This window comes from Akkermansiaceae bacterium (assembly GCA_019634595.1).
GTDB lineage: Bacteria > Verrucomicrobiota > Verrucomicrobiia > Verrucomicrobiales > Akkermansiaceae > Luteolibacter.
In genome coordinates this window covers 234,314-247,129 of the sequence record JAHCBC010000006.1, presented here as the reverse complement: position 1 = coordinate 247,129, position 12,816 = coordinate 234,314, and the positions used below count along the sequence as shown (strand labels likewise).

Sequence of the window (12,816 nt, the reverse complement as noted above, 5' to 3'; positions counted from 1 at the left end):
GCCGGGATGCAACTGCGGCTGCCCGAATGCTCCACCATCTCCCTCATCGCCCGGCTGTCGTAACCTTTGTCGGCGACCACCCGGCATCCTTCCAATCCTCTCACCAGTCCCGGAGCGATCTTCGCTTCGCTGACCTGTCCCGCCGTCAACGCCGCCCGGACCAGGCGGCCTTTCCCATCCACGACGACATGCAGTTTGGTGTTCGCTCCGCCCTTGGTGAGTCCAATGAGCTGCGCCTGTTTTCCTCCCTTTCCACCGCATGCGTCCTGATGGACTTTCTAAATTACTGGCATCGACAAACCTCAGTCTGCCGGACTGATGGCGCGCCAGAGTCCGAACCGCCGAAGCCCATACACCCTTGTGGCACCACAACCGCCACCTGCCGTAAACCGTCTGCCATGGACCGAACTGCGGTGGAGCGGCCCGCCAAGGGCAACCGGTCCGGAGAATGTATATCATGGCCGTCATCAACATCCGGTGGTCGGCGGGAGGGCGACCACCAAACCTCTTACTGTTCACCCTCAGCGAAACCCGGGACTACGTTAATTTTTTTAGCGCCATCCACAGCGCGTCGGAGATCCGGAAGTAGGAACAAGGTCGTTTCATCGGCACGAAATCTAACAGCAACCCGCTCGCAGCCAATCATTTCCAGTTCCCAAACACCGCCTAGCCTTTAGGAGAGAATGAGAGGTTTATCGCTCCGCCGAATGGCACCTGCTTTTCAGCCAAATGATGAATAGCCGGTGCAACGTTCAACTTTTTTGCGTACCTGAATCCTTTCCCGGTAACTTCAATCAATTTGAATTCACTGAAGGTAAATCGTGGAAATTTTGGGAAATCAGGCAAGAGAACAAGAATCTCGAAATCGTTGCGGCAGGATTGGAATTTAGGGCCGATACCATATAAAAGTTTTCGCCGATTCATCAAGTGCCAACCGTGGATGGCGAAGCTTATCGCCGAGAAAGTCAGAAAAGGATAAGTGGCAGCCATTCCACGCGTGCCGTAACCTCCGCGCTCCGAAAGTGCAGGACAGCGCGGTTTGGCAAGAAATTCCCTGTAATTCCACAAAACAGGCAACTAGGGAATCTGACGCTCAAATCTCGTAACCACGGGCTTCAGCGAGATTCGGTTCCTCCGAAGAACCCGGAAATCGCGATTTTTGACTCAATCTCCCTGTAAAAGCCTATTAACAGGGATGCTGAGAGGCCGGTTCTATTTGGAATTGTTCTACCCAGTTTACCACCCCTTCGAACCTTTTTGTTCTGTTTCTGCTCTCCGCTTCAATCCTGAGATCGGCATTAGTCAGAAGATCGTCCAACCCGGTTTACGTCGCGAACCTTTTTGTTCTGTTCGTCTCCTCCCTTCAAATACTGAGGCCGACATTAGTCGAAAGATCGTCCAACCCGGTTTACGATTCGAACCTTTCTTTCTGCTCCTCACCTGCCCGGCTTTGAATCCTGAGCTCGGCATTATTCGGAAGCTCGTCCTACTCCGATTTTTTTTCGAACCTCTCTGTAGGATCTGTAAGCGTTTGATATCGAATACAGAGACCGTAGCTAGTTTCCGAATTAGTCCACCGCCACTTTCTCCGCATCGAACCTTCCGGTGATCTTTTCTCACTGGGATTCCCAGCGGTTCCGGCCCAAAAGCTCAGTTGCCGCACCCCCTCCCTCAAACCGATTCCGGTTGCCCGAGGAATCTTACGCGGCCGCTTCGTCGGGGGGGGCGCCCCCCAAACGCAGGCATATTGCCGGATCATCAACGAAAACCCGGAAAGCTGAGCCTCAAATGTGTGACGATGTGCGGGGGGATTTTCCGGACCGATCCCCGCCGGAGGATCTCTCAGTGTCCGAGCATCCAGGGCCGGGCGGAGGGTTTCTGCGTCTGGAGGACTCCGAGCGGGGTTTCCTTCCGGCGGATTCCTCTGACGGGTGTTCCGCAGCCGCAGCCCGAGCCGCAGGAGTGGGGATTACTGACACGCGGCTCGTGGCGGCTTTTCTCGTTGACCGCGGACGCCTTGCGGGCAACCGGGTTCATCAGCCCGAGATTCGGCGCGAGGATCATCCTCCGCGCCGCTTTCCGGCAGTCCGGACAGCGGGCGGGGTTGTTCCTCTCATCGATGGACCGGACTTCGCGGAAATCACCGCAATCGCCACAGGTGAAATCGTAGACTGGCACGGGATGGATTTCTGTTAGAGGACTTTCGCGAGATCGATTCCCTGAGGGACCTGGATGGTGGGGCCGCTGGCATTCGGGGTGATGTCGAAGTCGAAGATTTCCGTGGGCAGCCAGAGTGTGGCGCAGGCGTTGGGAATATCGACGATGCCGCTGATGCGTCCTTCGACGGGAGCGGTCCCGAGAATCGCGTAGGCCTGTTCACCGGTGTAGCCGAATTTTTTCATGTACTCGATGGCGTTGAGGCAGGCCATGCGGTAGGCGACGTGGGGATCGAGGTAGAATTGCTTGCCCTTTTCATCGACGGAGATGCCCTCGAAGATGATGTGTTTGGTGTAGTTCGGCTGGAGCGGGCTTGGCATGAAGATGGGGTTGAGGATGCCATATTTTTGGACGCCGTTCTTGATGAGCGAAACGCGGATGTCGAGGAAGCCGGCCATTTCGATGGCACCGCAGAAGGTGATTTCGCCATCGCCCTGGCTGAAGTGGATGTCGCCCATGGAGAGGCCGCCATCTTTGACATAGACGGGGAAGTAGACTTTTGAGCCTTTGGTGAGGTTCTTGATGTCGCAGTTTCCGCCGTGTTCGCGCGGGGGGACGGTGCGGGCGCCTTCGGCGGCGGCGGCATCGCGTGCGGATCCGGTCATGCGGCCCATGTGGGCGGTGTCCGCATAGGGAAGGGTGGCGAGTGCGGGGACACGGCCAGGCTCGGTGTCGTAGAGTTCTTTCTCGCGTTTGTTCCAGGTGTCCAGGAGCTCCTTGGAGGGGAGGCAGCCGATGAGGCCGGGGTGCATGATGCCCGCGAACTCGACGTTCGGGATGTGGCGGGAGGAGGTGTAGATCCCGTGGAAATCCCAGCAGGCCTTGCGGGCGTCCGGGTAGTGGTCGGTCAGAAAGCCGCCGCCATTGGTTTTCGAGAAGAGGCCGGTGAATCCCCAGTCCGATTCTTTGAGCGTGCCGACATCGAGGATGTCCACGACGAGGAGGTCGCCGGGTTCCGCACCTTCGACCCCGATGGGGCCGCTGAGGTAGTGGACCTTGCTGAGATCGACGATCTCGATGTCTTTGGCGTCGTCGTCATTCTTGATCTGGCCGCCGGTCCAATCGATGCACTCGACCCGGAACTCATCGCCCGGCTTGACGTAGGCGACCATTGGAATGTCCGGATGCCAGCGGTTGTGGAGGTAGTCCAATGATTCCGGCGGGGCGTCGAGATCGACTTTGATCAGTGTTTTCATGAGTGTTCGGTTCAGGTTGGGATTGGGATTTTCAGACGGCGAGCATGGCCTTGATTTGTTCCGCATCGACATCGGCGCGGCGGTCTTCGCGGATGAGTTTTCCTTTATCGATGACCATGATGTTGTCGCAGGTATCGAGGACGAAGCTGAGGACCTGCTCGCTGACAACGATGGTGAGGTTCCTGAGGTCGCGGATTTCACGGAGGCTCCGCGAGATGTCCTTGATGATGGAGGGCTGGATGCCTTCCGTGGGTTCATCAAGGAGGAGGACGCTGGGATTGGTCATGAGGGCGCGGCCGATGGCGAGCTGCTGCTGCTGGCCTCCGGAGAGGTTCCCGCCTTTGCGTTTCCGCATTTCGTGGAGGACGGGGAAGAGGGCGTAGATTTCCTCGACCGCGGATTGGCTGACACGCCCGGCGACTCCGGAGATGAGGTTCTCGTAGACGTTGAGGTAAGGGAATATCATGCGCCCCTGGGGAACGTAGGCGATCCCTCCGGCGACGCGCTTGTAGGAGGGCTGGTGGGTGATTTCCTTGTCTTCCAGGGTGATCTTCCCGGAGCGGGTGGGGATCATCCCGATGAGGGCGCGGAAGAGGGTGCTCTTGCCCATGCCGTTGCGCCCGACGATGCCGAGGATTTCCCCTTTGGGAGCGGTGAAGCTCATGTCCGGGATGACGACGCTTTGTCCGTAGCAGACCTGGATGTTTTTGACGGATATCATGAGGGTGTGATTAGTGGCCGATGTAGACTTCGATGACTTTCGGATCCGCGCTGACGGAGTCCATGGAGCCTTCGGCGATCACTTTCCCGAGGTGCATGACGGTGACGCGGTCGGCGATCTCGCGGACGAATTCCATATCGTGCTCGATGACGAGGACGGAGCGGTCGGTGGAGATGCGGCGGAGCAGCTCGGCGGTCTGGGTGCGTTCACGGACGCTCATGCCGGCGACGGGTTCATCGAGCATGATGATTTCCGGTTCCTGCATGAGGAGCATTCCGATCTCCAGCCATTGTTTCTGGCCGTGGCTGAGGATGCCGGCCTCGGTGTCGAGCTTGTCGAGCAGGCCGATCTGGGAGGCGACCTGGTCGCAGCGGTTTTTGATTTCGTCCGTGCGGCGGAAAAGGAGGCAGCCGATGACGCCGCGGCCGGTGGGGTGGGATAGCTCGAGATTCTCGAAGACGGTGAGGTTTTCGTAGATCGAGGGGTTCTGGAATTTCCGGCCGATGCCGTCGCGGACGATTTTGAATTCCTTCCGGCCGCGGAGTTCCTTTCCTTTGAACTTGATGCTGCCGGAGGTGGCGAGGGTCTTGCCGCAAATGAGATCGAGAACGGTGGTTTTGCCGGCTCCGTTCGGCCCGATGATCACGTGGACATGGTTTTGGGCGAGGTAGAAGTTGAATCCGTCAACCGCTTTGAATCCGTCGAAGGAAACTCCGAGGTCTTCGATTTCGAGGACGTTGGGATTATTGATGTTCATTGGAACGGATGCTGGGGTTGTTGGTTCCGTCGGCGGGCAGGGCTTCGTCTTCGTCCGGTGAGGGCGAGCCGGGCGGCTTTCTCAGGCGGGCGATGAGCTGGGAGTATCTGCCTTTCTGGGTGGGGATCTTATCGAGCAGGCCGACGAGTCCGTTCGGGAAGAACATGACGACGGCGATGAAGGTCCCGCCCATGAGATAGAGCCAGAGGTCCGGGTAGGCCTCGGAGAAGGTGGTCTTGCCCCAGTTGACGATGAGGCAGCCGAGGATGGCTCCTATCACGGAGAGGCGACCTCCGACGGCGGTGAAGATCACCATTTCAATGGAGGGGATGATGCCGATGATGGAGGGCGACATGAAGCCGACCTGGAGGACGAAGAGCGCGCCCCCGAGGCCGCTGAGCATGGCGGCGAAGGCAAAGACGAAGGTCCGGATCATGGCGACGTTGTAGCCGGAGAAGCGGACGCGGTCCTCGCGGTCACGGATGGCGACGAGCACGCGCCCGAGGCGGGTGTTGATGATGTATTTCGATCCGAGGACGACGATGAAGAGGAGCGAGCAGGAGACGAAGTAGAGGATGCATTGGGCGTTCTCGCTGCGGATGTCCCAGCCGTTGAGCGTTCTCAGGTCGGTGATGCCGTTCCGGCCGCCGGTGTAGCCTTGGTTTCCATCGATGCCGAGGGAGAGGATGAGGGCGATGGCCTGGGTGATGATGGCAAAGTAAACCCCGCCGACGCGGCGCTTGAAGAGTGCCCAGCCGATGATGAAAGCGACGGCGGCGGGGACGAAGAAGACGGCGAAGATGGTGAAAGGCAGGCTTTTGAACGGTTCCCAGAAGGTGGGGAGGGCGGTGAGCTGGTTCCAGTCCATGAAGTCCGGGATGCCGGGGGTGGACTGGATCGAGGTGGTGACGGGATCGGAGGCTTCCAGCTTGAGGAACATGGCCATGCAGTAGCCGCCGAGCCCGAAGAAGACGCCTTGGCCGAGGCTGAGGATGCCGCAGCGCCCCCAGAGCAGCACGAGCCCGACGGCGACGAAGCCGAAGGTGAGATATTTCCCGACGAGATTGAGGCGGAAGACGGGGAGGAAGATGGGAAATATGACGAGGATGAGGAGGAGGAGCGCACCGAACGCGATGGCTTCGCCGCGGGTCTTGAAGACGGTTCTCAGGAGGAGTGGCATGGATGTGGGGATGTGGGGATTGACCGTCTCAGTGGCCGCGGACCTTGCTGGGGAAAAGACCTTGGGGGCGGATCATCAGGGCGAGAACGATGACGAGCAGGGTGGCGACTTTTCCTTTGGTGCCATCAAGGAAGAACTCGAGGATGGACTGGGCCTGGGCGATCCCGAAGGCGGAGGCAAGGCATCCGAGGAGACTTGCGGTCCCGCCGGAGACGACGACCAGGAAAGCGTCCACGATGTAGCGGCTGCCGCTGTCCGGGCCGGTGGAGCCGATGGTGGTGAAGGCGGCACCGGCGATGCCGGCGATGCCACAGCCGAGGGCAAAAGCGAGGCGGTCCACCTTGCCGGTGTTGATGCCGACGGCGCCGCTCATGCGGCGGTTCTGGACGGTGGCGCGAAGGCGGAGGCCGAAGCCGGAGCGGAAGAGGAAGAGGATGAGGAAGGCGGTGACGATGATGGAAAGCCCGAGGACGAAGACGCCGTTGATGGGAATGTCCAAGCCTTCCTTGATGGCGAACGAACCCATCAGCCATTCCGGCAGCGTGGGGGTGACTTCGCGGGCTCCGAAGAGCGAGCGGTAGGATTGCTGGAGGATGAGGCTGAGACCCCAGGTGGCGAGGAGCGTGTCGAGAGGTCTTCGGTAGAGATGGCGGATCATCAGCCATTCGACGAGGGCACCGAGCAGGGCGGAAATGACGAAGGCGAGGGCGATGGCCGCGACGAAGTAGTAGGGGCCGAAGGCGGGGGCGAATTTCTCGGTGAGCGTGGAGCAGTAGTAGACGGTGTAGGCGCCGAGGGCCATGAATTCGCCGTGGGCCATGTTGATGACGCCCATCTGGCCGAAGATGAGCGCGAGGCCGAGGCCCATGAGGAGGAGCACGCTGAACAGGCTGAGGCCGGAGAAGCCCTGCATGATCAGGATGCTCTGTAATTCTTCGTTGGTGTATTCTCCCATAAAGGTGAGGCGTGCGGAATTGGAGGAATGGACAGCAGTGTCCTGGAAAAAAGAGGGGGGCGCTCCGTGGACCGCCCCCCGGCCGGATGTTGGTCTTGTTCAGGAATCAGGAATCACGATGGATTCCTATTGGTAGCCTTTCGGGAACGGATCGGGCTCGATGAGTTCCGATTCGTAGAGGACTTTCGCTTGTCCGTTCGCGCCCCATTGGCCGATCCGGGTCTTGCTCCAGAGGTGATGGTTCGGGTGGATCTTCACGTAGCCTTCCGGAGCGGTGGAGAGTTCGATGTCCGGTGAAGCCGCGGCGATTTTCTCAATGTCGAAGCTGTTCGCTTTTTCGACGGCCGCCTTCCAGAGCCACGGGCCGAGGTAGGCGGCCTGGGTGACGTCACCGATGACGGAGTCCGCGCCGTACTTGTCTTTGAATGCCTTGACGAACGCGGCGTTGTTCGGGTTGTCGAGGCTTTGGAAGTACTTCATGGAGGAGTAGAAACCGACGAGGTTCTCACCGCCGATTCCGAGGACTTCGTCTTCGGTGACAGAGATGGTGAGCAGCGTCTGTTTGTCACTGGTGATGCCGGCCGCCTTGAGCTGTTTGTAGAACGAGACGTTCGAGCCGCCGACGACGATGGCATAGATGACGTCCGGCTTGCGGAGCTTGATCTTGTTGATGAGCGAGCCGAACTGGGTGTGGCCGAGGGCGTAGAACTCCTCGCCGACGACCTTGCCCTTGAGGACGTTCTCGATGTGCTTGCGGGCGATCTTGGCGGAGGTCCGCGGCCAGATGTAATCGGAGCCGATGAGGTAGAATGTTTTGGCATCCTTTTCCTTGGCGATCCAATCGAGTCCGGCGATGATCTGCTGGGTGGCTTCCTGGCCGGTGTAGATCACGTTTTTCGACTGTTCGAGGCCTTCATAGAAGGTGGGGTAGTAGAGCATCCCCTTTTCTTTCTCGAAGATGGGGAGAACGGCCTTGCGTGAGGCGGATGTCCAGCAACCGAAGACGGTGCCGACTTTGTCACTGACGAGAAGCTTCTTCGCCTTTTCCGCGAAAGTGGGCCAATCGCTGGCACCGTCTTCTTTGATGACTTTGATCTGTCGCCCGAGGACGCCGCCCGCGGCGTTGATCTGATCGATGGCGAGCTGCTCGGCCTGGATGGAGCCTGTTTCGCTGATCGCCATGGTTCCGGTGGCGGAGTGAAGTTGGCCGACGGTGACGGTGTCATCCGTGACGGCGAGGCCGGTGGTGTTGACTTCGGCCGTGGGTGGCTTTGCCTGGGCCGTCGCGGTTGCGGCGGCGAGGCAGGCCAGCTTGATAAATTGGCTTAATTTGTTTATTTTCATTATATTGTAGGCGAATATTACATGGTGTCAGATGAGGCGGGAATCGGATCGCCAGCCGTCATTCCATTGAGCACCGGATATGCCAGAGGCGGTGGTGCCGGGGTGAAATCGATTCACGATGCGGCGGCGGGCAGGATGTTTCATGAACGGGCGGAAGTGCCTTTCCGCACTTGATTCGCAGTGATTGGCACAGGGGGTGCTCGGTGATTTCGCAATGCGTATGTTGAGTGAAATTCAAGATGGAGTTCCACTGTCACGTTGCGCGGTTGGCATCGACCCCGGGATTGTCGATTCGAAGCGTCTGCAGATGTTCTATGTGGCGGCGAAGGAGGGTGGATTTGGAACGGCGGCGAGTTTGCTGGGCGTGAGTCCTTCGGCGGTCAGCCACGCGATCAAGGCGCTCGAGGAGGATCTCGGTTGTGCGTTGTTCAAGCGCAATGGCCCGCAGGTGAGCCCAACGGGGGCGGGGGTGCGCCTGTTGCCGATGGTGGAGGAACTGCTGCAGCGGATGTCGCTTCTGAAGAGCGAGCTGGCGGCGATCGATGGAAGGATCGAGCGGCTGACGTTCACGATTCCGGCGGAGTTGCAGGGGCTTCTGCGATCCGGCACGCTGTCGATGTTCAACGAATGTTTTCCGCTGGTGCTGCTGGAGATTTCCGTGGGTTTGGATCCGGACCGGGTGGAGGCGGGTTGTGATTTCGGGATCCGGTATGGAACGGGGGGCGAAACCTTTCCCGGGCAGATCCGGCGGGATCTCTTCGAGGAGGAGCTGGTGTGGTGTGCGGCTCCTTTCCATGAGCTGGGGCAGCGAGGAAAGATCACGCCGGGGGAGCTGCGGCAGTCCCTCTTGATTTATCCGGACCGCGGCGCCCATGAGCTGGCGGTGAGGCATTTGGGGCGTGCCCCGAATGCGGACCCGAGGAAGTGGATCCTGCCGAATCCGGAGTGCGCGAGGGATCTGACGCGGCAGGGTCAGGGAATCGCGCTGCTGCCCTGGTGGTCCGTGCGGGACGCGATCGATGATGGATCGCTGGTGGCGCTGCGGGTGCAGGGAGTGGAATTCAAGCGGGTTTGTTGTGCGGTGTGGCTTCCGGGATGTCCGCTGACGTGGGTGGCGGACGTTTTTCTCAATCTGGTCGCGGCGGAGTTTTCGAAAGAGAATGCGGAACCTGTGTAGGCTCTGAAGCAGCGGCGAGCAGAAGTGCGGTCTGGCGGGTGGGCGCGATCTGGGGAGGGAGTGCGGAGAGATCCCTGAGAATCAACAGTTCGTGAACGAGTTGCGCGGAGCTCGGGGTGAACTCGGCGGGATCGTTCTGCTGGAGGTGGAGTTCCGCGGAGCCGCCGATGATGGCGGCGGGCAGGAAGGGCCTGCCATGGCGGGCCATTTCGGCGGCGGCTTTGAGGAGGACGGAGGGATTGCGGAGCTGCCTGCGCGCGGCGGTGAGATCGAGGGCGGCAGCGGAGGGATCTGGGAAAGGATTTTCCGAAACATCGCGACGCAGGACCAGCGCGAGTTTCTGGGAGAGGAGGCCGGGGGTGAAGTGCGGGTCAACCTTTCCGACGCCGGCGGACTCGGCATACTTTCCCCACGGGGTGGGGACGATGATTCCATCAAGTATCTCCGCTTTGACCCCTTCGAGCATGAGGTTCATGGGGAGGACTTTGAATTCGAGCTGGATGGCGGACTTGTGGTTCCAGCGGGCGAGCCATGCGCGGACCTGGGAGCGGGTGAGCGAGCTGCGGCTCTCTATGCCGAAGACGAGGCGGCCGGGAGGCTTCACACGGGTGCCGGAGCGTGAAGGGTGGAGGTATTTGAAAACGGAATCCTTGACGAGGATCTCGGTTGGGCAGGGGTGGAGGAAAAGCGGGACCATCCAGTGGGCGCGCTGCCCCGGGAGGGCGAGAACTTCGTTGATGAAGACCTCCCAGGGGAGGATGCCGCCGGAAAGTTCCGCGGTGAGCATGCCGCGTGCAATGCTGCCGTAGCTGGAGCAGGCGCGGAGGCGGAGCGGAGGCGTGGGGCTTGCAGGTGGCTGCAGGGTGGTTCCGATCAGTGGCAATACCTCCAGTGATGGAACGAAGCCGAGCGGGTGGTGCGGGATGACGGACACGATGGGCGCGGAAATTCGAAGGAAACCACCATCACCGCATTCGGGGATGCTGATTTTTATGGAGGACTCCGGCGCCTTTTAAGCAGCCTGCATACCACGGGGGAAAATTGTCCACGGAGAATCCACAGATACCGCCCGGGACTGCCGTTGGACCAAATTCCGGAGTCCACATCACGGACTTCCTATTTCCCGAAGATCCCTTTCAGGATATCCCGCGTTTCCCTCACGGCTTTCTCCGCTTCGTCGAAGGTGTCGATCCCCTTCCGTATGACTTCCTCAGGATTGTCACCCAGATAGCGCTTCGAATACTTGAGCACCTTGTCCCCGCCAGGCAGTTCCTCGATGATCCTCAGCCCAGCCACGGCGATGAGGCGCTCGCTGAGATCCTCCTTCGGATCGTCAATGGTCCCGCTGATCCTGACCCTCGTCCATAGCAGCCCCCTCTCACCGGGTGAGAAGATGGCCACCTCCGCACCCGGGATGATGGACAGCACGGCAGGAGCCAGGCCAACCATCAGCTCCCCGTCCAGCTCTTCGTCACGGATGTCGAGCTGTCCATGGATGCTGATGAGGCCTTCGCTCGCCACCACCATGTTGGTCAGGCTGATCTTGTCTCCCGTCAATTTCCAGTCGGCGCGGGCTTCCGTGAGATCGAACTCGCGGAACCTGCGGGTATCCGCATAGGCCGCGAGAACATCCAGCACGGGCAGGGCCGCCAGCTTTCCATCCGTGATGCGCAATGTACCCTTCGCTTCCGTGGCCCCGGCCCCTCCCACCACCGTGAAATCCGAGGATACCTTCCCGGTGATCCGTTTGGCCCAGTTTTCCCGCACCAGTTGATCCAGGCCCACGCCGCTCAGTTCCCCTTCAAAGGCGTGGCTCCTCCCCTTCCGGTCCCATTCGCCGGAGGCGTGCAGCCTGCCGCCATCCCACAGCGTGGCGTCCGCGGAGGTGATGAACAACACACCTTCCTGATAGCGGGCCTTCACGCGCTCTATCGAGATCTCCGGCAGGAATTCCTCCGGCAGCCGCAGGGTCCCACCGCGGATCTCACCGGAGTAACTGCCCTTCGTCCTTCCGGCCTCCGCGCTTACGGAAATATCTTCGAGCAGGAAAACCTCGCCGTCCCTCAGCGTCGCGCGGATGTCCGCTTCCCTGACATCGAAACGCCGGAGTTCCACTTCGTTGGGGTACCATGGCTTCGGCCGTTCCTTTTTCGTGACCGGCGCGTCGATCTCCGCCGTTTCCTTTTCCTCCTCCATCCGGGAGGCGATGATCTCCGCCTCCAGGCGCCGCACGCTGGTATCCTTGAGTTCCCATACGCCGCGGCTCACTCCACCGAAGCCAATCTCAGTATGGAGTCCGTCCGCCCTCAGACGCGTCAGCCTCCCGCTCCCCGCCCCTTCGAAAGAATCCGTGTCCACCGCCAGACCATCCCAGCGGAAGGCCGAAAATTCCCCTTCCACCCCTGCGGCACGGCCCGCCTTGATGGAGAGGAATTTCCTGAAACCCTCGCTATGGAGGTAGTTGCGGAGCGTCAGATAAGCTCCGCCCAGAAGGAACACACCGGCCACCACCAGAACGATCACGGCCCGCCCGAACCATACTCCGCGGCCTGCCGTCCCCCGTCTGCGTGATCTGCCGGTCATCCGGTGAGGCTATCTTTCCCCCCTCTTTCTGCAAGCAGGGAACGATGCGCGGTCCGGCACGGATCAGGCGGGGGCCAGTTCTTCGACACGGCGTTTCCGCCTGCGGAAAATCTTCTTCCACAGCCAGAGCGCGAAGGCGGCGCAAAGCACGGCGATGACCAGAAAGACGACGAACGCAACCGCCGGGAACAGGCCGATGAGTCCCAGCCCGCCGAGCACCAGACCATCTTCCGTGACGCTCGCCACGGAATTGGAAACCGGCTCCGGCGAGAGATTGAGGAGCGCCCTTATGCCCGCCTTCGTGCCATGGGTGGCGAGCGACGCACCACCCGCCAGCAACGCGCCGATGGTGAGGATGGCCGGGTCCATTTTCCCGAGCGCCGCCAGAGCGATCAACACGCCGCCCGCGGGACGGATGACGGTGTGGACCGCATCCCACAGGGAGTCCAGCCACGGCACCTTGTCAGCGAAAAACTGGATCACGAACATGACCCCGGCCACGCCCAGCACCCAGTCGTTGCCAAGGACGGAAAGCTGTTCATAGGAGGAGGACAGGCCGATCCAGTCAAAGCGGATGGCCAGCCCCGCCACCAGCACGGTCAGATAGAGATTCACCCCCGCAAGGGTCGCCAGCCCCAGCGCCACGCCAAGTTGATCGATCACGCTCACGGCGGAGTCCATATCAC

At 60.4% G+C, this 12,816-nt stretch carries 13 protein-coding genes and 1 pseudogene; 1 reads left to right on the top strand and 13 read right to left on the bottom strand.

The genetic code is table 11. The features are described 5' to 3' along the window. The 10 genes and pseudogenes from KF712_20450 to urtA all read right to left on the bottom strand — a co-directional run. A partial coding sequence (locus KF712_20450) for a transposase (protein MBX3743368.1) occupies positions 1-182 on the bottom strand: 182 nt, incomplete at its 3' end. A gap of 163 nt (positions 183-345) precedes the next feature. Continuing rightward, a pseudogene (locus KF712_20445) lies at positions 346-474 on the bottom strand (transposase). A gap of 192 nt (positions 475-666) precedes the next feature. Further along, a complete protein-coding gene (locus KF712_20440) occupies positions 667-1,077 on the bottom strand; it encodes a hypothetical protein (protein ID MBX3743367.1) in 411 nt (136 codons plus the stop codon). Positions 1,078-1,842: 765 nt separating this feature from the next. After that, positions 1,843-2,178: a zinc ribbon domain-containing protein gene (locus KF712_20435; protein MBX3743366.1), complete on the bottom strand. Its 336-nt coding sequence runs from the start codon at positions 2,176-2,178 to the stop codon at positions 1,843-1,845. A 14-nt stretch (positions 2,179-2,192) separates the two neighbouring features. Next, complete coding sequence (locus tag KF712_20430; protein ID MBX3743365.1) at positions 2,193-3,413, bottom strand: acetamidase/formamidase family protein; 1,221 nt, start codon at positions 3,411-3,413, stop codon at positions 2,193-2,195. 31 nt (positions 3,414-3,444) lie between these two features. Next, the gene (urtE, locus tag KF712_20425; protein MBX3743364.1) at positions 3,445-4,134 is read right to left on the bottom strand and encodes an urea ABC transporter ATP-binding subunit UrtE; all 690 of its coding nucleotides are present in this window, start codon (positions 4,132-4,134) and stop codon (positions 3,445-3,447) included. 10 nt (positions 4,135-4,144) lie between these two features. Then, on the bottom strand, positions 4,145-4,891 hold the full coding sequence (urtD, locus tag KF712_20420; protein ID MBX3743363.1) for an urea ABC transporter ATP-binding protein UrtD: 747 nt from the start codon (positions 4,889-4,891) through the stop codon (positions 4,145-4,147). Then, complete coding sequence (gene urtC / locus KF712_20415; protein ID MBX3743362.1) at positions 4,878-6,071, bottom strand: urea ABC transporter permease subunit UrtC; 1,194 nt, start codon at positions 6,069-6,071, stop codon at positions 4,878-4,880. The genes urtD and urtC overlap by 14 nt, the downstream gene beginning before the upstream one ends. A 28-nt stretch (positions 6,072-6,099) precedes the next feature. Continuing rightward, positions 6,100-7,026: an urea ABC transporter permease subunit UrtB gene (urtB, locus tag KF712_20410; protein ID MBX3743361.1), complete on the bottom strand. Its 927-nt coding sequence runs from the start codon at positions 7,024-7,026 to the stop codon at positions 6,100-6,102. A gap of 126 nt (positions 7,027-7,152) precedes the next feature. Further along, positions 7,153-8,370: an urea ABC transporter substrate-binding protein gene (urtA, locus tag KF712_20405; protein MBX3743360.1), complete on the bottom strand. Its 1,218-nt coding sequence runs from the start codon at positions 8,368-8,370 to the stop codon at positions 7,153-7,155. A 220-nt stretch (positions 8,371-8,590) separates the two neighbouring features. Here urtA and KF712_20400 point away from each other — a divergent pair, with 220 nt between their 5' ends. Further along, positions 8,591-9,547 carry a LysR family transcriptional regulator gene (locus tag KF712_20400; protein MBX3743359.1) on the top strand — a complete coding sequence of 319 codons (957 nt, stop codon included), beginning with the start codon at positions 8,591-8,593 and terminating at the stop codon, positions 9,545-9,547. On the opposite strand, the gene KF712_20395 is transcribed toward KF712_20400, so the two are convergent. The 3 genes from KF712_20395 to KF712_20385 form a co-directional block, all read right to left on the bottom strand. Next, positions 9,498-10,481: an ABC transporter substrate-binding protein gene (locus KF712_20395; GenBank protein ID MBX3743358.1), complete on the bottom strand. Its 984-nt coding sequence runs from the start codon at positions 10,479-10,481 to the stop codon at positions 9,498-9,500. The genes KF712_20400 and KF712_20395 overlap by 50 nt on opposite strands. Positions 10,482-10,663: 182 nt before the next feature. Beyond that, the gene (locus KF712_20390; protein ID MBX3743357.1) at positions 10,664-12,130 is read right to left on the bottom strand and encodes a hypothetical protein; all 1,467 of its coding nucleotides are present in this window, start codon (positions 12,128-12,130) and stop codon (positions 10,664-10,666) included. 63 nt (positions 12,131-12,193) lie between these two features. Beyond that, positions 12,194-12,793 (bottom strand): DUF4126 domain-containing protein, encoded by a 600-nt coding sequence (locus KF712_20385; protein MBX3743356.1) that lies wholly within the window; start codon positions 12,791-12,793, stop codon positions 12,194-12,196. Positions 12,794-12,816 lie beyond the last annotated feature (23 nt).